Source organism: Azospirillum lipoferum 4B, assembly GCF_000283655.1.
Taxonomy (GTDB): Bacteria; Pseudomonadota; Alphaproteobacteria; order Azospirillales; family Azospirillaceae; genus Azospirillum; species Azospirillum lipoferum_C.
The window spans coordinates 2,771,937-2,790,917 of sequence record NC_016622.1 but is presented as its reverse complement, the minus strand read 5'-3'; the positions used below and the strand labels follow the sequence as shown (position 1 = coordinate 2,790,917).

Below are 18,981 nucleotides of genomic sequence, written 5' to 3'. Positions count from 1 at the left end.
TGGGGTTGCCATGCCTGACTCCGCTCCGCCCGAGTCGATTGCGAACAGGTTATCCTCGCCGGGTCCCCGTGGACCCGTACCGGCAGCGGCCGAGGTCGTCGACCTCCGCCGGTACCGGCTGGCCCGCCTGATCCGCGATGCGGGACGGCAGCAGGGAGAACTGGCTCGCCTGATGCGCGACGGCGCACGGGAACGCAACCAGCTGGCGGAGGCGCTGCAGGGCGCGCAACGCCATCTCGCCAGGATCGCCGACAACTACAGGGTCCTGCTGGTCCGGCTGCAGCGGGAAAAGGACTTCCGCGACGCCTGCCAGGAAGCGGCGGAACTGGAGGATCTGGACGAGATGATCCGCCGCCGCGACGCCCTCGCCCTGGAACTGGAGGCCATCCGCCGTACCCCCCGCGGGATCGCTGGGACCTGAGCGGCTCCGCAGGCCGAAACCGCGCTGGTGGAGCCGGGAAGCGGAACGCTCCTGCAATCGCGGCTCCTCATCGGCCGTCTCCTCCCATGGTCCGGCGGAGTGCGATCCACACCGAAAGAACGGTCCGAAGCGGATGGGGGATACCGGTCAGGTTTCCCCGCCTGATCCGTTGGGCCACCGTTCCGTTTCCATTGACAGAACCTGCGCCACGTCTCACCTTCGCCAGACTATGGTGACGATTCACGGCACCTGCGTCTTGCTCTCCGACATCGGCGTTCTGCTGCGCGGGGAGTCCGGGCGCGGAAAATCGGATTTGGCCTTGCGACTGATCGACGGTGGCGCCCGGCTGGTCTCGGATGACCGGGTGGCGTTGCGCGCCGGGTCCGGCCGGCTGACCGCTTCCGCTCCGCCGATGCTGGCCGGACTGCTGGAGGTGCGGGGCGTCGGCATCCTGCCGGTGCCGTCCGTCGCGTCGGCCGATGTCGCGCTCGTCGTCGATCTGGTCCCGCGCGACGGGGTGGAACGCCTGCCGCAGGCGGACACCGAGACGCTGATGGGCATCGCCCTTCCCCGGCTGTGCCTGCACGCCTTCGACGCCTCCACCCCCGCCAAGATCCGTCTTGCCGCCGCCTGCCTGCGCGATGGACGGCTGGAGCGGGTGCCCGCCGGGCTGTCGGCCCAGCCCAGCAAAGGTCAGTCCAGCCAGGCCCAATCCAGTCCGGTCGCGCCATGAGCCTTTCCGACGTGCCGTCCGATCCCGCCACCAGCGCGCCGGCCAACAGTCCGACGGCCCGTGGCCGTGTCGTACTCGTCACCGGCCTGTCGGGCGCCGGCATGTCGGTGGCGCTGAAGGCGCTGGAGGATCTGGGATACGAGGCGGTCGACAATCTGCGCCTGTCGCTGGTCCCCGCCCTGCTCCGGCAGGCAGACCCGAAGCGTCGGCCGCTGGCGCTGGTGATCGACAGCCGGACCCGCGACTTTTCCGCGCGGAACTTCCTGGATGAGCTGGCGGAGCTGCGCGGCCGCGACGACCTGGACGTCAGTCTGGTCTTCCTCGATTGCGGCGACGAGGTTCTGCAACGCCGTTTCACCGAGACGCGCCGCCGCCATCCGCTGGCGGAGGACCGGACGGTCCCCGACGGCATCCAGCGCGAGCGCGCCCTGCTGTTCCCGTTGAAGGAGGAATCCGACGTCACGATCGACACGACGCAACTGTCCATTCACGATTTGCGGCGCATCCTGTCGGGGCATTTCCGGCGTGACGCCCAGGCAGCCCTGCAGGTGTTCGTGACATCCTTCTCCTTCCGCCAGGGTCTTCCGCGCGAAGCCGATCTGGTCTTCGACGTGCGGTTCCTGACCAACCCGCATTACGACCCGGAGCTTCGGCCGCTGACCGGCCTGAACCCGGCCGTCGCGGCACGGGTGGAAAGCGACCCCGACTTTCCCGCCTTCTTCCGGAACCTGACGGAGCTGCTGCGCCCGCTGCTGCCCCGCTACAACCAGGAAGGAAAGAGCTATCTGACCATCGCCATCGGCTGCACCGGCGGCAAGCACCGGTCGGTCTTCATCGCCGAACGGCTGGCCGCCTGGCTGAGGGACCAGAGGCTGCGGGTCAGCCTGAGCCACCGGGAGCTCGACCGGCTGGGCCTGCGCACCGCCGGGCAGACCGGTAGCCAGATCGGCACCTCGGCCGGCAATCCGGCCGGCAATCTGGGATGATGCAAATTGCGCCTTGACGACCATACGTCCAACCAACGATCCAGATGCGATGCGGGCGGTTGCCTTGCGGCAGCGGTTCTCGCGCAGGTCTCCGGGGAGGACCCAACCTTGAAGGATGTCCCATGATCGGTATGGTTCTTGTCACCCACGGACGGCTGGCCGAGGAATTCATCGCCGCGCTGTTCCACGTGGTGGGCGAACAGCAGCAGGTGCGTGCCGTGTGCATCGGTCCGGACGACGACATGGAACAGCGCCGCCAGGACATCCTGAACTCGGTGGCGGAGGTCGACGACGGGTCGGGTGTCGTGGTGCTGACCGACATGTTCGGCGGCACGCCGTCCAACCTCGCCATCTCCATCATGGACAAGGCGAAGGTGGAGGTGATCGCCGGCGTCAATCTGCCGATGCTGATCAAGCTTGCCAGCGTGCGGAAGACCGAACCGCTCGACAAGTCGGTGATCGCCGCCCGCGACGCCGGGCAGAAATACATCAACGTCGCTTCCACCCTCCTGTCGGACTGAAACCGCCCGCGATGAGCCACCCCGACGAAACGGCGCCCGCCGACGGTGAAATCCGCCGCACCGCCACCATCACCAATCAACGCGGCCTGCACGCCCGCGCCTCGGCCAAGTTCGTGAAGCTGGTCGCCACATTCGACGCCGAGATCTCGGTGCGCCGCGGCGAGTCCGTCGTGTCCGGCGAGTCGATCATGGGGCTGATGATGCTGGCCGCCGGCCCCGGAACCACGGTGGAACTGCGCGCTTCCGGCACGGATGCCGACGCGGCGATGGATGCCCTCCTGGACCTGATCAATCGCAAGTTCGATGAAGAGTGACCTGCCCTCAACCGGCGCGGCCAACGGCCCCGTGGCCGGTCCCGATCGCGGCGGCTCCGGTGGCGGTTCCGGCGGCGTCCCCTCGCCCGAATCTTGGAGCGGTTCGGGGAGCGGTTCGGCGCGCGCCCTGCGCGGCCTGGGCGTGTCCCCCGGCATCGCCATCGGCCCGGCCCATGTGGTGGAAAGCGGCGCCGTCGCCATTCCCGAATACACCGTCGAACCGCAAGCCGTCGAGGCGGAGGTCGCCCGCTTCAACGAGGCGGCGGCCAAGGCCCGGCGCCAGATCAAGAAGCTGAAGAGCAAGGCTCTGGTGCTGCCCGATTCGGCATCGGAAGAGATCGGTTTCCTGCTGGACGCCCACCTGTCGATGGTCACCAACTCGCGCCTGACCCGCGGGGTGGAACATCGCATCAAGCAGGACCGTATCAACGCCGAGGCCGCCATCCAGGCGGAAATCACCGCCATCGCCGCGACCTTCGCCGGCATGGACGACGCCTATCTGGCCGGCCGCATCGACGACATCCGCGAGGTCGGGCGGCGGCTGACCCGCAACCTGATGAAGCAGGAATTCCGGGCCTTCAGCAACCTGCCCCCAGGCAGCATCATCCTGGCGGAGGAACTGACCCCCGCCGACACCGCCCTGCTCGACCCCGCCATCGTCGGCGGCTTCGCCACCGTGCTGGGCGGAGCGGAAGGCCACACGGCGATCCTCGCCCGCTCGCTCGGCCTGCCGGCGGTGCTGGGCGCGCCCGGCCTGCTGGCGGGTGTGCGCAACGGCGTGACGGTGATCGTCGACGGCCTGCAGGGCCGCGTGCTAATCGACCCGCCGGCCGACGTGCTGGCGGACTATGGCGAGCGCCGCGCCGCGCGCGAACGCGAGCGCCAGGGACTGAAGAGCTTGCGCAAGCTGCCCGCCGTCACCCGCGACGGCACTGCGGTGACGCTGATGGCGAACCTGGAGCTGCCCCGCGACCTGGATCAGGCGCTGGAGCACGGCGCCCAGGGCATCGGCCTGCTGCGGACCGAGTTCATGTTCATGAACCGGGACCATCTGCCCGACGAGGATGAGCAGTATGGTGTGCTGCGCACCATGATCGAGGGGATGGGCGGCCGCACCGTCACCGCCCGCACCATGGATCTGGGCGGCGAGAAGCTGGCCGGCTGGATGGCGGGCCGCTATGGCGAGCCGGCCAACCCGGCGCTGGGCCTGCGCGCCATCCGGCTGGGCTTGCGCGAACCGAAGCTGCTGGAAACCCAGCTCGCCGCCATGCTGCGTGCCGGGGCGCATGGGCCGTTGCGCATCCTGCTGCCGATGATCGGGTCGGTGGCGGAGGTGCAGAAGGTGCGGGAGATGATGGGCCAGGTCGCCCGCCGCCTGCGGCGCCGCGGCGTCGCCATCGCCGACCCGCTGCCGCCTGTGGGGGTGATGGTGGAGGTGCCGGGGGCGGCCCTGTCGGCCGACGCGCTGGCATATGCCGCCGACTTCTTCGCCATCGGCACCAACGACCTGACCCAGTACACACTGGCCATCGACCGTTCCGACGAACAGGTCGCCACGCTGTATGACCCGCTGCATCCGGCGGTGCTGCGGCTGATCCAGTTCACCATCGAGGCGGCCTTGCGCGCCCGCATCACGGTGTCGGTCTGCGGCGAGATCGCCGGCGACCCGCGCTATTCCGCCCTGCTGCTGGGGCTGGGCGTGCGCGAGCTGTCGATGGCGCCGCTGTCGGTTCCAGCGGTGAAGAAGCGGATTCGTTCGCTCGACCTGATGGAGGCGAGCCGCCGCGCCCGCGTCATCATGGACCAGAGCGACAGCGGACGGATCGCCACGCTGCTGGACGACTTCAACGCCATCCTGTGATGTTCCGGTCGCTGCCATGGGATGGGGTGGAAGCCCCCTCCCATGGTTCCTCCGTCACAGCGCCTTCCGCCCCGCCATATGCCCGAGATAGGCGACGACGCGGTCGAGATCGGCATCGCTCAGCATCGCCGGATCGAAGCCCGGCATCTGCTGGCCCGGCCATGTCCGGACGGAGCGGGGGTCGCGGACCAGCCTCTTCAACCCAGTCGGCGTGAGATACTCGGTCGGGTTCATCGGCCGGTTCAGGTCCGGCCCCATCGTGGCGCTGCCGGCGCCGTTCAGGGTATGGCAGGCCATGCATTGGGTGATGAACACCGTCTGTCCGGCTCGGATCGGCGAGTCGGCGGCCAGCCCCGCTTCGGCCGCCAGCTGAGGCCAGCGCTTCAGCGGATCGTCCGAAGCGACGATGCGGGCCAGCTGATAGGGCCATTGCTCGCTGCGCACTCCCGAGGCTTCCGGCCGCACCCACACCAGATAGAAGGGACCGGCCGACACCTCCTTGCCCGGAAGGTTGGGCCAGGGCCGGTCGGCCGGCTCCACCGCGAGGAAGGCGACGGCGCCGTCGGGACCGGTGCGCAAGCACAGCTCCGGTGGCAGTTGCGCGGTGAATCCATCCGAAGCCACCCCTTCCAGCACGGTGCCGGGCGGAAACTCGCCGGTGCCGAGCAGGCTGGCGAGCGGCACGGCGCGGTAACTCATCGGACGGCCATAGGAGATGTCGGCGGGAATGTCGACGGTCACCATGTCGGGACGGGCCAGCAGGGCGTCGCGGTCGAACACCCGTTCGGATCCGGCGACGGCGATCGTCAGCGCCGGCCCGGCCGCCAGTGCCGGATGAAACGGCAAGGCGGCGAGCATAAGAAACAGGAGGACGAGCAGGCGTCCGGCCCGGCCTCCGACCATGGAGCCGAGCATGCGCGCAATCGGCGGCTTCATCATTCCGGTTCGTCCTCCGCGTCGTTCACGTCCCACAGATCCTCACCGTCCGGTCCGGGACCCTGCCGGGTGGAGGCGGTTGCCTCCCGTTCCAGCCGCTCGATCTGTTCGGGGTGGGTAATCTCGATCATGGGGCCATTGCGCAGGGTGATCCAGCCCCGCACGCGCACCCGGCGTCCCTCGAAGGACAGCGGGTCGATGCCGGCGCGGGTGACCTGGCGCATCGCGGCACGGCCGATATGGACGGTGACGTCGCTCCGCCAGTCGGTGCCGAAATCCAGCCAGGCCTCGCCGCCGCTCTTGGAGATGGCCAGCACCACCCCTTCCACCAGTTGGAAGCCGTCGCGGTCGCGGGCGAGATCGTCGGGATCGGCGGCATCGCGCACCGCATAGACCCGGCTGCGCCAGAGCCCGCGCCCGGCGGTGCGCGCCTCTTCCTCGCCCGCCAGCAATTCGGCGGCATAGGCGCGGGCGTCGGGGTGGGTGTGGACGCGGGCCAACCCGCGGACGAGCAGGGCCGATTGCAGCCACAAGCCGTCTTCCCGCACCAGATGGGCGAGCAGCCGGCCATGGCGGTCGACCGGGGCCGGCCCGTGCAGGACGACGCGGCGGCCGAGCGCCAGTTCCGACAGCGCCCTGGTCGCCGCCTCCGCCAGCGGCCAGACGCGGCCGTCGGCCGGGTTGGCGTGGCGCGGCGGCTTGGCGGCTTCGATCCCCGCCAGCCGGACGCGGCGGCCGTCTTCCAGCTCCAGCGTGTCGCCGTCCAGCACCGCGGTGACGCGCAACGGCTCCGCCGACGCGGCGCCGGCCAGCAACAGCCAGCCCAGCAGCAGAACCGGCAGGCTCACGAGCGGGAGCGGGACAGGTCGCATGGAGATCGCCGTCTTTGCGGAACAACCGCCGCCGGGCGGGGTTTTGACCGGTATGCCGATCCACGTCCCCTTCCGCAAGCCGTTCCGTGCCGCGCTGGCAGCCCTGTGCCTGGCCGTCACGGCGCCCGCCCTGACCGTCCCCGCCCCGGCAATGGCCGGGTTGCTGGACAATGTCCTGTCCGGCGACGAGTCGGCGCTGGGCGCGCAGGAGCATCCCAAGATCCTGGCCCAGTTCGGCGGGGCGGTGAAGGACGCCCGGCTGCAGGGCTATGTCGAGCAGCTGGGCCGCAATCTGGCCTCCACCACGGCGCGGGCGCGCGAACCCTGGACCTTCACCGTTCTGGACAGCGACGTGGTCAACGCCTTCGCCGTGCCCGGCGGCTATGTCTACGTTACCCGCGGCCTGCTGGCCCTGGCGAAGGACGAGGCGGAGGTGGCGGGCGTGCTGGCGCACGAGATCGGCCACATCACCGCCCGCCATTCGGCGCAGCGCCAGACCCGGCAAACCATCGCCGGCATCCTGGCCGCCGGGGTCGGGCTGGTGTTCGGCAACGACACGCTGGCACAGCTCGCCGGGCTGGGCGGCACCGCCGTGGTCGCCGGCTATTCGCGCGAGCAGGAGCTGGAGGCCGACCAGCTCGGCGTCGAGACTCTACGCCGTGCCGGCTACGATCCCTTCGCCATGGCGACCTTCCTGGAAACCCTGCGCCGAGACAGCCAGTATGAGGGCTTGCGCGCCGGCAACAAGGGCGAGGGCGGCTTCGACTTCTTCGCCAGCCACCCGGCGACAGAGGACCGCATACGTCGCGCCGCCGAGCTTGCCCGCGCCATCCCGCAGGGCGGCGCCCGCCCGCGCGATCCTTACCTGGCGGTGGTCGACGGCATGATCTATGGCGACAGCCCGGAGAACGGCTATGTCCGCGACCGGACCTTCGCCCACCCGCAGCTGGGCATCGCCTTCACCGTGCCGAAGGGCTATTCCCTGCTGAACGGGGCGGATCAGGTGGTCGCTAAGGGGCAGAACGGCACCGCCATGGCCTTCGACGGCGGGTCGGCGGCCGGCGTCTCCGACCCGGCGTCCTTCCTGACCGGCGTGTGGGGAAAAGGCGCCAACCTGTCCAACCTCCAGCGCACCACCATCGGCGGCATGCCGGCCGCCACCGCCACCACCCACGGCGAGGCGGAGGGCGAGAGCGCCGACATCCGGCTGGTGGCGATCCGTGTGCCGGACGGGCGGATGTACCGCTTCACCTTCCTGGCGCCCGCGGGAAACCTGGCTCGTTTCGATGCCGATTTCCAGGCGACGGCCAACAGCTTCCATCGGTTGACCGCGCAGGAGGTCGCCCGCTACCGCCCGCGCCGCGTCCAGGTGGCGACGGTGCAGCCCGGCGACAGCGTCGCCGGCTTCGTCCGCCGCATGCCGCAGGAGCCCTATGCCGAGGAATTGTTCCGGATCATCAACGACCTTCCCCCCGGCACGCCGCTGCAGCCGGGGCAGCGGGTGAAGGTGATCGTCGGCAAATAGGGGGCGATTAGGGGAGTCCGCAAGCACCGGCTTGGCCGCATGAAATCCGCGTAAGGATGCGGCCCGGCGGGTTGCTCCTGACCTTACGGGCGGGTAGGCTGCGGCGCATGCCCGACAGCCCCTCAGCACGCGTACAGTTGCCTCTGCCCGCTCCGGCGTCGGCCGCGAAACCGGCCGGACAGGCGGGCAGCAAGACGCGGGCGAAGCTGGCGCCGGAGCCGGCCAGACGGCGACGGCTGCGGCTGCCGATCGCCGCGGTGCTGGTCGCCGGTTTCGGGTCGCTGATGCTGGCGGCGGTCGCCAGCGTGCTGGTCCTGGGGCTGGTCAGCGCCAGCACCAACACCTTCGCCCTGCTGAACGACAAGGCCGATCTGGCGCTGGCGGGGGTGGAGGTGCGGGTGCGCCACCAACTCGACCCCGCGCGGGAGATGGCGCGCTTCGTTTCTGGGCTGATCGAGCGCGGCGACCTGCGGGCGAATGACGGCACGGCGATGACCGACACGCTGCGCGGCGCGCTGGCCGGCGCGCCGGACGTGACCGGGCTGGCCTTCATCCGCCCCGACCTGACCGGGATCCGGGTCGCCCGGCTGAACGGCGACCTGATCGCCGAACCCTTCGACATGCAGGGCGAGAGCGACATCCCGCCGGAGGTGCTGGACGGCCCCAACCGCAGCGCCGCCAGCTGGGCGGATCCGCGCTGGCTGAAGGAGGCGCAGAACAGCTTCCTCACCCTGTACCAGCCGGTGCGGCGAGACGGCCGCTATCTGGGGCAGGTGGCGGTCGGCGTGTCGCTGGGCGACCTGTCGCGCTTCCTGTCGGTGCTGTATGTGGAGCAGGGGCTGAACGCCTTCGTGCTGTACGACCACAGCCATGTGCTGGCCCACCCGGCGCTGGTCGGCCGCAGCTTCGATTTTTCCGGCAAGCTCGACGGGCCGCCGCTGCCGCGGATCGATCAGGTGGACGACCCGGCGCTGGCGGCGCTGTGGACCAGCGGCGTCCCGGTCCAGTCGCTGAAGAAGCGGGTGGAGGCGCGCGGCGTGCGCGTGCTGGGCAGCGACTACATGTTCCTGACCCGCAGCATGGCGGGATACGGCCAGCAGGACTGGATCATCGGCATCGGCTATCGCGATGGCGAGATGGGCGTCGAGATCCGCCGGCTCTACATCACCGGCGCCGTCGGCTTCGCCATCCTGCTGGTGTCGGTCGGGGTGGCGCTGCTGGTCGGGCGGCGGATCAGCCGGCAGGTGGCCCGGCTGGCCGAGGCCGCCGACCGCGTCCGCGCCTTCGAATTCCGCGCAATCCCCGATCTGCCGGATTCCCGCCTGCGCGAGATGGCGCGCGCCGCCACCGCCTTCAACGCCATGGTGGCGGGCCTGCGCTGGTTCGAGACCTATGTGCCGAAGGCGCTGGTCCTGCGCCTGATGCGCCAGCGCGAGACCGAGGGCGGGCTCGTTTCCGTCCAGCGCGAGGTGACGGTGATGTTCACCGACATCCGCGGCTTCTCGCGCATGGCCGAACATATGGCCGCCGCCGACACCGCCACCCTGCTGAACGAGCATTTCACCCTGCTCGCCGCCTGCATCGAGGCGGAAGGCGGCACGGTGGACAAGTTCATCGGCGATTCCCTGATGGCCTTCTGGGGCGCGCCGGAAGCGCAGGAGGACCATGCCGTCCGCGCGCTGCGCGCCGCCCTTGCCATCCATCACGCGATCCGCGCCGACAACCGCCGCCGTGTCACCGCCGGGCAGGCGCCGATCCATGTCCGCGTCGGCCTGCACAGCGGCCCGGTGGTGGTTGGCAACATCGGCTCCGACAGCCGGATCAACTACACCATCGTCGGCGACACGGTGAACGTCGCCGCCCGCATCGAAGAATTGTCGGGCGGACTCCAGGGCGATGCCGAGGTGATCGTGCTGACCAGCGGCGTTACTGCGGCCAAGGGCAAGAATGCCGTTACTCTGGTCCGCCAGGGTGGCCGTTCCCTGCGCGGTCGCACCGGCATGACCGAACTCTGGCGCCTGGTGCCGGAGGATGAAAGGAAGGAGGCCGCAAAGGTGGCGGCACCGTCGGGAGCCAATGCGACGCCATCTCCAGCACCTTCTCCCGGACCGGTAGAGGGCATCAAGCCGGAATTCGTAGGTAAGGATGCGCCCTGAACCGGGCCGGTGTTTCCAGCTAATGCATTGATAAAGCTGGAAACACTCTCGCCTGCATCCTTACGTCAACGCCAGCCGCGACGGCCGCCGCGGCGGTCATCCTCGTCGAACAGCTCGGCCAGCTTGTTCATCATCGTGCCGCCCAGCTGCTCCGCATCGACGATTGTGACGGCGCGGCGGTAGTAGCGGGTCACGTCGTGGCCGATGCCGATCGCCACCAGCTCCACCGGCGACCGGGTCTCGATCTGCTCGATGGTCTGGCGCAGGTGGCGTTCCAGATAGTTGCCGGCATTCACCGACAGGGTGGAGTCGTCCACCGGCGCGCCGTCGGAGATCACCATCAGGATGCGGCGCTGTTCCGGCCGGCCGAGCAGGCGGTTGTGCGCCCACTGCAGCGCCTCGCCGTCGATGTTCTCCTTCAGGATGCCTTCGCGCAGCATCAGGCCCAGATTCTTGCGGGCGCGGCGCCACGGCATGTCGGCGGCCTTGTAGACGATGTGGCGCAGGTCGTTCAGCCGGCCGGGATGCGGCGGCTTGCCAGCGGCGACCCAGGCCTCGCGCGCCTGCCCGCCCTTCCAGGCGCGGGTGGTGAAGCCCAGCACCTCCACCTTCACCGCGCAGCGTTCCAGCGTGCGGGCGAGGATGTCGGCGCTCATCGCGGCGATGGAGATCGGCCGGCCGCGCATCGAGCCGGAATTGTCGATCAGCAGCGACACCACCGTGTCGCGGAAATCCATCTCCTTCTCTGCCTTGAAGGAGAGCGGCAGCACCGGGTTGGCGACGACGCGGGCCAGCCGGGCGGCGTCGAGGATGCCCTCCTCCAGGTCGAAGTTCCAGGAGCGCTGCTGCTTGGCCATCAGCCGGCGCTGCAGCCGGTTCGCCAGCTTGGAGATCACGCCCTGCAGATGCTGCAGCTGCTGGTCCAGCAGATGGCGCAGCCGCTCCAGTTCCGCCGGGTCGCAGAGGTCGGCGGCGTCCACCACCTCGTCATACTGGGTGGTGAAGGCCTTATAGGCGTTGGGATCGGGTTCGTTGCGGCGGTTGGCGTCGTTGCGCCAGGGCTGGCCGGGGCCGGCGGGCTCCTCCGCCCCCTCGCCTTCGCCCATCTCCATGTCGCCTTCCTCGCCGGCGCCCTCCTCGGCGCTGTCGCCGGCCTCCGAGGAGTCCTGCATCTCGGACGAGGCCATGGATTCGGACTCGGACTGGTCCTCGTCCTGGCCGCGGGTCTGGCCGCTCTCGGGCGAATTCTCATCCTCGGAGGACTGGGTCTGCTGGTCCTCCTCCTCTTCCTGGTCGGCTTCCTGACCGACTTCCATGTCGAGGTCGGCGAGCAGGCGACGCACGGCCTTGGCGTAGGCCTCCTGATCGCCGGCATAATTCGCCAGCCCCTTCATGTCGCGGCCCAGCCGCTCCTCGATCCAGGGGCGCCAGAGATCGACCGCATGGGCGGCGGCGGGCGGCGGCGGTGCGCCGGTCATCGCCTCGCGCGCCATCAGCCGCAACGCTTCGGCCAGCGGCACCTGCCCGCGATCCTCGACGCGGTCGAGGCCCTGGCGGGTGTAGCGGTCGTCCAGCGCCGCTTCCAGGTTATGGGCGACGCCGGCCATGTCGCGGCTGCCCAGCGCCTCGCAGCGCGCCTGCTCCAGTGCGTCGTAGGCCTGACGCGCGGCATCGCCCAGCGGCATGCGGTGGGCGTGCACCGTGGCGTCGTGATAGCGCAGCCGCAGCGCCACGGCATCGGCCGCCCCGCGCAGCTTGGCGACATCGACGGGATTGAGATCGCGCGCCGGCAGCGGCACCCGCACCCGCTGGCCCGACAAGCCCGGCGGATCGGACGAAAAGCCCACCTGCACCTCCGCCCGCCGGGACATGGCGCGCACCGTGGCGGTCGTGGACCGCTTGAAGGCTTCGACGGGGGAGTCGTTCTGGGTGGTCATCGCGGGGCGTCTTCGGGTTGTGGTACCGGCTTCGGACAAGGTCGGAGAGCTGCGGGCAAGATTGACACGGATTTCACGGATTTGGGCACGGATTTCACGGATTTTCTAATGTGTCAGTACTCGCTTGACCGTAAGGCTTGGTCCGGCGAAGTTGAACAGAAGGCCAACCGGCAATCCGCTTGCCCGCAGATAGTTCAGGACTTGGCGGCTGTGGGCTTGGATCAAAGCCTCGTAAACCTTCAACTCCACGATCAGCCGCTGTTCGACCACGAGATCCGCAAAATAGCTGCCGACGGGATCACCTTTGTAAAGCACCTTGAAAGGCACTTCCGTGGCAGCCGTCAAACCGGCGTCGGATAACTCACGAAACAGGGCCTTTTTATAGACCTGCTCTGCGAATCCATGGCCCAATGCGGCATGAACCGCAAAGGCGGCACCGATGACCCGCTCGGTCAAGCGGTCGAGATCGGCACCCAGGCTCACCTTCATCCGTGAAATCCGTGTTTTGATCCGTGAAATCCGTGTGAATCCTTGTGTGCTGCGCCCCGACTTCAGGAGGGAAAGCAAGGGCGCAGGATCGTCACACGAGGTTCGCCTGGACCCCCGTCTCCGGCAACTCCACGCCGAAGCAGCGCTGGTAGTATTCGGCCACCGTCGGCCGCTCCACCTCGTCGCACTTGTTGAGGAAGGTGATGCGGAAGGCGAAGGCGACGTCGTTGAAGATGCGCGCGTTCTCGGCCCAGGTGATGACCGTGCGCGGGCTCATGACGGTGGAGATGTCGCCGTTGATGAAGCCGGCACGGGTCAGGTCGGCCAGACGCACCATCGACGCCACCGTGTCGCGGCCCCTGGCGTCGTCATAGGAGGCGACCTTGGCCTGGACGATCTTCACCTCGGCATCGACCGGCAGGTAGTTCAGCGTCGCCACGATGTTCCAGCGGTCCATCTGGCCCTGGTTGATCTGCTGCGTGCCATGATACAGGCCGGTGGTGTCGCCCAGGCCCACGGTGTTCGCGGTGGCGAACAGGCGGAAGGCCGGGTGCGGGCGGATGACGCGGTTCTGGTCGAGCAGCGTCAGCTTGCCTTCCACCTCCAGCACGCGCTGGATCACGAACATCACGTCGGGGCGGCCGGCGTCATACTCGTCGAACACCAGGGCGCAGGCATGCTGCAGGGCCCAGGGCAGGATGCCCTCGCGGTATTCGGTGACCTGCACGCCGTCGCGCAGAACGATGGCGTCCTTGCCCATCAGGTCGATGCGGCTGATGTGGCTGTCCAGGTTGACGCGGATGCAGGGCCAGTTCAGACGGGCTGCGACCTGTTCGATGTGGGTCGACTTGCCGGTGCCGTGATAGCCCTGGACCATGACGCGGCGGTTGTAGGCGAAGCCGGCGAGGATGGCCAGCGTCGTGTCCCGGTCGAACCGGTAGGCGCTGTCGAGGTCGGGCACATGCTCCGTGCGCTGGCTGAAGGCCGGCACCTGCATGTCGCTGTCGATTCCGAAGACCTCGCGCACCGAGACCGTCGTATCGGGCTTGTGGTCGAACAGGGCCGAGCTGGCCTGGGTCGCTCCTTGGGAAGCCATGGGTGGTTTCTTACGTTCCAGCGAGTGTCGGTTGTCCAGCGGCCGCGGGATTGACCCGGCCCGCCAACGGGGGTTCAGGCAGCATAACAGGCTTTCAGCGTATTGTAGGCCTGATTGATTTCCTTCAGGCGTTCTTCCGCAGCCTTGTCGCCGCCGTTGGCATCGGGATGGTGCTTTTTCGCAAGCTCCCGATAGCGTGCCTTGATGCGCGTGAAGTCCACGGGCGGCGTCAGTTCAAGGATGGCCAGCGCCTTTTCCTCGTCGGTCCGCGCGTGGCTCCGCCGCTGCGCCTTTTCCTCGTCCTTCGTCTTGCCGGTGTCCTGGCCGAATTCGAAACTGAAGCCGTTGACCACGCGGTCGCGGATGAAGCGTTCCTGCGTGGCCCATTTGCCGAGCGGCCAGCTCGGCCGCTGCCAGGTGGTGTCGCGCCGCACCTCCGCCTCGATCTGGTCGGTGGACATGCCGGCATAATAGTCCCAGGCGCGATTGTACTCCCGGACATGGTCCAGGCAGAACCACCAGTACTCGTTGAGACTGCTGCGGCTTTTCGGCGCACGGTATTCGCCAGCGGCGACGCAATCGGGATGGTCGCACGCACGGGTGGCCGCACGCGGGGCGGCGTAGCTGTCGTAACTGGAGCGGGCGCGGTTCCTGGTCATCGGGCAAGTATGGGAAGAGCCGATGCCTCTGGCAAGCATGCCGAATCGGGCTTCCGTCATCCGCAACGCGCGGGTCGCGGAGCTTGACAGACGGTGAATCGCGCCCTCTCCTTTCCGGTGCGGATCGCCGGGGGAAGCCGCTCCCACGGTCGCCGCCCTTCCACCGCTCATGCGAGAGAAACCGGGGCCCCACCATGGAATACGCCACCCGCATCCGCGAGAAGCTGACAGCCGGACTGGCGCCGGATCGTCTGGAGGTGGTCGACGACTCCGCCCGCCATGCCGGCCATGCCGGTGCGGACGCCGCGGGCGAGACCCATTTCCACGTCACCGTCGTCTCCGCCGCCTTCACCGGCAAGTCGCGGGTGGAGCGCCAGCGCATGGTCTATGGCCTGCTGGCCGATGAACTGCGCGAGCGGGTGCATGCGCTGGGCCTGACCACCCACGCCCCCGGCGAAGCAGGAGCCTGACAGCAGCTTCGCCGACTACCGGCAGGACCCCAGCGTCAACACTCGTTTGCCGCCGCACAAGTAACGGGCGGTTGAGAGGCCGAAATAGCATACATATGAATGCAACTACGAGTCGATTTTAGAAAATGTTGTAAGAATGGAAGGCGCGTGCGTGGTTGCAATTCCCGCTGCGTTTAGTAAAGTGCGATATATGCAACCATTTATCGCGCCGTGGCGGACACAAACTTCGCATGTCCGCCGGCGGCTTCGTGGAAGGGGCTGCGGATGGCGAAGCGTGGGCCGAAGAAAAAGCGGGTGAACACCCCACAGGCAGGGGTGGAACCGTTGAGAAGCCAGAACATCATGATCGGCGGACATCGCACGAGCATGCGGCTGGAACCGTCGATGTGGGATGCTCTGGAGGATATCGGCCGTCGGGAAGGACTGACCGTCAATCGTCTCTGCACGCAGATCAAGGAACGGATCGAAGAGCAGGCCCGTCGCCGCGGCATCGATCCGGAGGAGGCGGACGTCACCCTGACCTCCGCCGTGCGTGTCTTCATCGCGTCCTATTACCGGCGCGCCTGCACGGAGGATGGTCATCTGCGCGCCGGCCACGGCGGCAGCGATCCGTTCATCGGCACGCCTTTCGAACTGCCGGCTGTCGATGACGTCGACGGCGGCCAGTCCGCGGTCGCGGCAGGCGGCAGCTTTCCCACCCCCGGTGGCCAATCCGCGTCGCCAAGCACCTTGCTGGAGGCATAAAGGCGCGCGGCGGCCTGGCCGCCGGCCGCACTCCGCCTTTCCTTCCGCTGTTTCGCAGAGCGGCGTCGCCTAATCCGCCGCTTCCCCACGGGCGGAGCCTTCGCCTTGCTCGCCGGTGTAGTGGGCAGGCCAATGCCTGCGCACCACTTCGCCGTTGCTGTCGAAGATGTGGCACATGTTCAGCAGGGCCGGCCGCTTTCCGTCGTCGTGGGGCGGTTTGCCGGCCGCTTTCGCCCGTTCGGCCGCCTCGCGGGCAAGGATCGGATAGACGGTCTGGAAGGCGGTGGTCGCCAGCGGGCCCAGCAGTTCCACCAGATGGGTGCAGCCCTTCGGCCCGCCCAGCCGGTCCTTGACCGCACGGGTCCAGCCCGGACCGATGCGCAGGCCGACCAGCTTCTGGAACTGCGGCGTGATGCTGCCGCAGGCGTTGTAGGGGCTGTCCTGGGTGACCGCCTCCACCGCCTGGACGGTCAGCTTGTCGTCGACGGTCAGACGCATCCACATCTGGTGGATCGGCGTTCCCGGCTCCAGATGCCCGCGCTCCTCGGTATGGAACCCATAACTCTTGACGTCCGTCAGGTGCCCTTCGATGTCCCACAGCCCGTCGGCGCGCCGGAAGCCCTGGCAGGTGACGCGACGGGTGTGGATCGGCTCGCGCGCGGCGGGGGCGGACAGCGAGGGCGCGGACATCGGGCTTTCCAGTTCAGCAGTTAGGATGGCTCATCCTCGACTATCGGCGGGGCCGGGCGCCCGGTCAACCCGACCCCGCCGCAACGCAGCGTTACCTATAGGTCAGCCTCGTCCCCATCCCGGCTCCTCAGCCCGGCGTGGCCTCCGCCGAATAGCCGCTGCCGAACATGTAGGCCTCGCGGCTGCGCAACTCGTCCTCCAGATGGGCGCGGACGACGGCGAACAGGTCGCGGATCGACACCATGCCCACCACTTCGCCGTCCACTGCGATGGGCAGGTGGCGGTAATGGCGCCGTTCCATCAGGTCGAGCGCGGACAGCGCCGTGGCCGAGGGTACCAGCGTATCGGGATCTGCGGTCATCACGGACGACAGCGGCGTGGTGTCGGGGTCGAGTCCGGCGGCCACCACCCGTGTGGTCATGTCGCGTTCGGTGACGATGCCCTTCAGCGTGCGCCCTTCGGTGACCAGCACCGCGGCGATGCGCTTCTCCGCCATCAGGGTGGCGGCATCGCGCACGGTGGCGCCGGGCGGCAGGCAGGTCAGCTCCTGGTTCTTGATGACGTCCGGCATCAGTCGGCGTGTCGGCATGTGTCCCATCTCCCTCGTGATTGCAGGTTTTGTGGACGAACGATGCACTCGACCGCGATTTCGCAACGCGGCATACCGATCCTGTCAGCTTGATGTGCAGATAGTCAATAGAACCGATTGTTAAAAACCATGCATGTTTCCGGATTGGTTTTCGCCTCCGCCGGTTTTACTGTGCGGAATCAAGCCGCTTGCGCAGCCCTTCGAAGCCGCTGGTGTAGATGCCGGCGATGGTCTTGCGCGCCTCCGCATCGGAGGCACCGCTGGCCTCGAAGCTGGAGGACCAGGTGACGCGGGTGGTGCGGGCGTCCACCGCGCCGAGCCGGATGGTGGAGCTGTAGTTCTTCACCGGCAGCGGTCCGTTCAGCAGCGTATAGCGCAGGCGGTGCTTACCGGCGGAGACGGACACCAGCCGCTCCTGGATGGCGCCGCCGCCCTTCAGGGCGAGGTCGCGCTCCTGCATGCCGCCTGTCTTGCGCAGGGTGCAGCCCTCCACGGCCGGATGCCAGTCGGCGATGGCGCAGAAGGGTGCGATCTGCTTCCACACCTGCTCGATCGGCGCCTTGATCGTCGCCTGCTCGCGCACCTCAAGCGCCATGGCCGGCGCGGTCGCCGCCACCATCAACGCACCCAACGCCGACACGCCCAGCATCGCCTTCATCGCCCATCCTCCCGTTTTGCGCCGCGGCGGGACGGCCGCGGTCTTGGCCGGGAGTATGGGCGGGCAACGGCGAGGGCCGCTATTGTGCGAAAGACTGACTATCCGCAAAGGTCCAAATGAGAGGTGCTGGGATCAGGCCGGGGTCACCGCCTCCTCCAGAACGGCGCGGACGGCGGCGGCATCGACGTCGCGGCGGGTGAAGGCGTTGCCGATGCGGTCGGCCAGGATGAAGGTGATGCGGCCGTCCTGCACCTTCTTGTCCTTGGCCATCGACCGCACCAGCCCGTCCACGTCCCAGGCGACGCCGGGGATGTCGGCCGGGCGCACCGGCAGCCCGACCTCGGCCAGATGGGCGCGGGCGCGCCGCGCATCCTCCGCCGGGCAAAGCCCCAGCCGGACCGACAGGTCGAAGGCCAGCACCATGCCGATCGCCACCCCCTCGCCATGCAGCAGGGTCTGGCCGAAGCCGGTCGCCGCCTCCAGCGCATGGCCGAAGGTGTGGCCCAGGTTCAGCAGAGCCCGGTCGCCGCTCTCGCGCTCGTCCACCCCGACGATGTCGGCCTTGGCGCGGCAGCTGACGGTCACTGCATGGCGCCGGGCATCGCTGTCGCCGTCCACCACGCGGCGGCCGTTCCGCTCCAGCCAGGCGAAGAAGTCGGGCTGGCGGATCAGGCCGTACTTCACCACCTCGGCATAGCCGGCCAGCACCTCGCGCCGCGGCAGGGTGTCGAGCGTGGCGGTGTCGGCAATGACCAGCCGCGGCTGGTGGAAGGCGCCGATCAGGTTCTTGCCGTGGCGGCTGTTGATGCCGGTCTTGCCGCCGACCGAGCTGTCGACCTGGGACAGCAGCGTCGTCGGCACCTGGATGAAGTCGATGCCGCGCAGGGCCGACGCGGCGGCGAAGCCGGTGATGTCGCCGATCACCCCGCCGCCCAGCGCCAGCAGGACGGTGGACCGTTCGATCCCGCGGCCCAGGATGTCGTCCATCAGCTGCTGGAAATGGGCGAAGTCCTTGGTCTTCTCGCCGGCGGGCAGGACGATGGCCGGCTGCGGCGCGATCCCCGCCGCCAGCATCGTGGCGTTCAGCGTGTCCAGATGCAGCGGCGCAACGTTGGCGTCGGTCACCACGATGGGCGCCCGGCCGCGGGTGACGGCGGCGATACGCTCGCCCGCATCGGCCAGTACGCCGTCGCCGACCAGGATGTCGTAGCTGCGGGCGCCCAGCTCCAGGCGAACGGTGTCGAGGGCGGCCGGGGTGGCGGCGGAGACGGAGGTCATCGGAGCAGTCCGCAAAGCTGGAGGTTCAGGAAAGGGCATGTGGACC

At 68.6% G+C, this 18,981-nt stretch carries 20 protein-coding genes; 10 read left to right on the top strand and 10 right to left on the bottom strand.

Features of this window, described 5'->3' with window-relative positions:
- Positions 1–10 precede the first annotated feature (10 nt).
- The 6 genes from AZOLI_RS12945 to ptsP all read left to right on the top strand — a co-directional run bounded on the left by AZOLI_RS12945 (position 11) and on the right by ptsP (position 4,836).
- Positions 11–421, top strand: a complete 411-nt coding sequence (locus AZOLI_RS12945; RefSeq protein WP_014249110.1) for a hypothetical protein — start codon at positions 11–13, stop codon at positions 419–421.
- Between the two features lie 229 nt (positions 422–650).
- Positions 651–1,154 (top strand): HPr kinase/phosphorylase, encoded by a 504-nt coding sequence (locus tag AZOLI_RS12940; RefSeq protein ID WP_014249109.1) that lies wholly within the window; start codon positions 651–653, stop codon positions 1,152–1,154.
- Positions 1,151–2,140: an RNase adapter RapZ gene (gene rapZ, locus AZOLI_RS12935; RefSeq protein ID WP_014249108.1), complete on the top strand. Its 990-nt coding sequence runs from the start codon at positions 1,151–1,153 to the stop codon at positions 2,138–2,140. Before AZOLI_RS12940 ends, rapZ begins: the two co-directional genes overlap by 4 nt.
- A gap of 122 nt (positions 2,141–2,262) precedes the next feature.
- A complete protein-coding gene (locus AZOLI_RS12930; protein WP_042690507.1) occupies positions 2,263–2,661 on the top strand; it encodes a PTS sugar transporter subunit IIA in 399 nt (132 codons plus the stop codon).
- 11 nt (positions 2,662–2,672) lie between these two features.
- The gene (locus AZOLI_RS12925; RefSeq protein WP_014249107.1) at positions 2,673–2,975 is read left to right on the top strand and encodes an HPr family phosphocarrier protein; all 303 of its coding nucleotides are present in this window, start codon (positions 2,673–2,675) and stop codon (positions 2,973–2,975) included.
- Positions 2,965–4,836 (top strand): phosphoenolpyruvate--protein phosphotransferase, encoded by a 1,872-nt coding sequence (ptsP, locus tag AZOLI_RS12920; protein WP_014249106.1) that lies wholly within the window; start codon positions 2,965–2,967, stop codon positions 4,834–4,836. Before AZOLI_RS12925 ends, ptsP begins: the two co-directional genes overlap by 11 nt.
- Positions 4,837–4,890: 54 nt before the next feature.
- Here ptsP and AZOLI_RS12915 read toward each other — a convergent pair whose 3' ends face one another.
- The gene (locus tag AZOLI_RS12915; protein ID WP_162488077.1) at positions 4,891–5,775 is read right to left on the bottom strand and encodes a cytochrome c; all 885 of its coding nucleotides are present in this window, start codon (positions 5,773–5,775) and stop codon (positions 4,891–4,893) included.
- Positions 5,772–6,620, bottom strand: coding sequence for a thermonuclease family protein (locus tag AZOLI_RS12910; RefSeq protein WP_014249104.1), 849 nt, complete (start codon positions 6,618–6,620; stop codon positions 5,772–5,774). The genes AZOLI_RS12915 and AZOLI_RS12910 overlap by 4 nt, the downstream gene beginning before the upstream one ends.
- 76 nt (positions 6,621–6,696) lie before the next feature.
- Between AZOLI_RS12910 and AZOLI_RS12905 the strand changes: the two genes are divergently transcribed.
- Positions 6,697–8,169: a M48 family metalloprotease gene (locus AZOLI_RS12905; RefSeq protein WP_162488076.1), complete on the top strand. Its 1,473-nt coding sequence runs from the start codon at positions 6,697–6,699 to the stop codon at positions 8,167–8,169.
- 107 nt (positions 8,170–8,276) lie between these two features.
- Positions 8,277–10,325, top strand: coding sequence for an adenylate/guanylate cyclase domain-containing protein (locus AZOLI_RS12900; RefSeq protein ID WP_014249102.1), 2,049 nt, complete (start codon positions 8,277–8,279; stop codon positions 10,323–10,325).
- Positions 10,326–10,390: 65 nt separating this feature from the next.
- Here AZOLI_RS12900 and cobT read toward each other — a convergent pair whose 3' ends face one another.
- The 4 genes from cobT to AZOLI_RS12880 form a co-directional block, all read right to left on the bottom strand.
- On the bottom strand, positions 10,391–12,262 hold the full coding sequence (gene cobT, locus AZOLI_RS12895; RefSeq protein ID WP_014249101.1) for a cobaltochelatase subunit CobT: 1,872 nt from the start codon (positions 12,260–12,262) through the stop codon (positions 10,391–10,393).
- Positions 12,263–12,367: 105 nt separating this feature from the next.
- Entirely contained in the window at positions 12,368–12,751 is a 384-nt protein-coding gene (locus AZOLI_RS12890; protein ID WP_014249100.1) for a GxxExxY protein, read from the bottom strand.
- Positions 12,752–12,842: 91 nt separating this feature from the next.
- Entirely contained in the window at positions 12,843–13,847 is a 1,005-nt protein-coding gene (cobS, locus tag AZOLI_RS12885; RefSeq protein WP_014249099.1) for a cobaltochelatase subunit CobS, read from the bottom strand.
- Positions 13,848–13,921: 74 nt separating this feature from the next.
- Positions 13,922–14,506, bottom strand: coding sequence for a J domain-containing protein (locus AZOLI_RS12880; RefSeq protein ID WP_014249098.1), 585 nt, complete (start codon positions 14,504–14,506; stop codon positions 13,922–13,924).
- Between the two features lie 194 nt (positions 14,507–14,700).
- On the opposite strand from AZOLI_RS12880, the gene AZOLI_RS12875 reads away from it, so the two are divergent.
- Together AZOLI_RS12875 and AZOLI_RS12870 are read left to right on the top strand one after the other, a co-directional pair.
- Entirely contained in the window at positions 14,701–14,976 is a 276-nt protein-coding gene (locus AZOLI_RS12875) for a BolA family protein (RefSeq protein ID WP_014249097.1), read from the top strand.
- 264 nt (positions 14,977–15,240) lie between these two features.
- Positions 15,241–15,720 carry a ribbon-helix-helix domain-containing protein gene (locus AZOLI_RS12870; RefSeq protein ID WP_048816489.1) on the top strand — a complete coding sequence of 160 codons (480 nt, stop codon included), beginning with the start codon at positions 15,241–15,243 and terminating at the stop codon, positions 15,718–15,720.
- Between the two features lie 69 nt (positions 15,721–15,789).
- Here the strand turns inward: AZOLI_RS12870 and AZOLI_RS12865 are convergent, their stop codons facing one another.
- The 4 genes from AZOLI_RS12865 to aroB all read right to left on the bottom strand — a co-directional run bounded on the left by AZOLI_RS12865 (position 15,790) and on the right by aroB (position 18,935).
- Positions 15,790–16,410 (bottom strand): DUF2889 domain-containing protein, encoded by a 621-nt coding sequence (locus AZOLI_RS12865; RefSeq protein ID WP_014249095.1) that lies wholly within the window; start codon positions 16,408–16,410, stop codon positions 15,790–15,792.
- A 127-nt stretch (positions 16,411–16,537) separates the two neighbouring features.
- Positions 16,538–16,999 (bottom strand): CBS domain-containing protein, encoded by a 462-nt coding sequence (locus tag AZOLI_RS12860; RefSeq protein ID WP_014249094.1) that lies wholly within the window; start codon positions 16,997–16,999, stop codon positions 16,538–16,540.
- 166 nt (positions 17,000–17,165) lie between these two features.
- The gene (locus AZOLI_RS12855; protein WP_014249093.1) at positions 17,166–17,657 is read right to left on the bottom strand and encodes an SRPBCC family protein; all 492 of its coding nucleotides are present in this window, start codon (positions 17,655–17,657) and stop codon (positions 17,166–17,168) included.
- Positions 17,658–17,789: 132 nt separating this feature from the next.
- Entirely contained in the window at positions 17,790–18,935 is a 1,146-nt protein-coding gene (gene aroB / locus AZOLI_RS12850; protein ID WP_014249092.1) for a 3-dehydroquinate synthase, read from the bottom strand.
- Positions 18,936–18,981: the final 46 nt, after the last annotated feature.

Bases quoted from the DNA above. Each gene is read 5' to 3' on its own strand.
- AZOLI_RS12940 (WP_014249109.1), top strand. From the start codon at position 651: ATGGTGACGATTCACGGCACCTGCGTCTTGCTCTCCGACATCGGCGTT.
- AZOLI_RS12875 (WP_014249097.1), top strand. From the start codon at position 14,701: ATGGAATACGCCACCCGCATCCGCGAGAAGCTGACAGCCGGACTGGCG.
- AZOLI_RS12890 (WP_014249100.1), bottom strand. From the start codon at position 12,751: ATGAAGGTGAGCCTGGGTGCCGATCTCGACCGCTTGACCGAGCGGGTC.
- AZOLI_RS12865 (WP_014249095.1), bottom strand. From the start codon at position 16,410: ATGTCCGCGCCCTCGCTGTCCGCCCCCGCCGCGCGCGAGCCGATCCAC.
- AZOLI_RS12945 (WP_014249110.1), top strand. From the start codon at position 11: ATGCCTGACTCCGCTCCGCCCGAGTCGATTGCGAACAGGTTATCCTCG.
- AZOLI_RS12905 (WP_162488076.1), top strand. From the start codon at position 6,697: ATGCCGATCCACGTCCCCTTCCGCAAGCCGTTCCGTGCCGCGCTGGCA.
- cobT (WP_014249101.1), bottom strand. From the start codon at position 12,262: ATGACCACCCAGAACGACTCCCCCGTCGAAGCCTTCAAGCGGTCCACG.
- AZOLI_RS12930 (WP_042690507.1), top strand. From the start codon at position 2,263: ATGATCGGTATGGTTCTTGTCACCCACGGACGGCTGGCCGAGGAATTC.
- AZOLI_RS12860 (WP_014249094.1), bottom strand. From the start codon at position 16,999: ATGCCGACACGCCGACTGATGCCGGACGTCATCAAGAACCAGGAGCTG.
- AZOLI_RS12925 (WP_014249107.1), top strand. From the start codon at position 2,673: ATGAGCCACCCCGACGAAACGGCGCCCGCCGACGGTGAAATCCGCCGC.
- AZOLI_RS12900 (WP_014249102.1), top strand. From the start codon at position 8,277: ATGCCCGACAGCCCCTCAGCACGCGTACAGTTGCCTCTGCCCGCTCCG.
- ptsP (WP_014249106.1), top strand. From the start codon at position 2,965: ATGAAGAGTGACCTGCCCTCAACCGGCGCGGCCAACGGCCCCGTGGCC.
- AZOLI_RS12855 (WP_014249093.1), bottom strand. From the start codon at position 17,657: ATGAAGGCGATGCTGGGCGTGTCGGCGTTGGGTGCGTTGATGGTGGCG.
- cobS (WP_014249099.1), bottom strand. From the start codon at position 13,847: ATGGCTTCCCAAGGAGCGACCCAGGCCAGCTCGGCCCTGTTCGACCAC.
- AZOLI_RS12915 (WP_162488077.1), bottom strand. From the start codon at position 5,775: ATGATGAAGCCGCCGATTGCGCGCATGCTCGGCTCCATGGTCGGAGGC.
- AZOLI_RS12870 (WP_048816489.1), top strand. From the start codon at position 15,241: ATGGCGAAGCGTGGGCCGAAGAAAAAGCGGGTGAACACCCCACAGGCA.
- aroB (WP_014249092.1), bottom strand. From the start codon at position 18,935: ATGACCTCCGTCTCCGCCGCCACCCCGGCCGCCCTCGACACCGTTCGC.
- rapZ (WP_014249108.1), top strand. From the start codon at position 1,151: ATGAGCCTTTCCGACGTGCCGTCCGATCCCGCCACCAGCGCGCCGGCC.
- AZOLI_RS12880 (WP_014249098.1), bottom strand. From the start codon at position 14,506: ATGACCAGGAACCGCGCCCGCTCCAGTTACGACAGCTACGCCGCCCCG.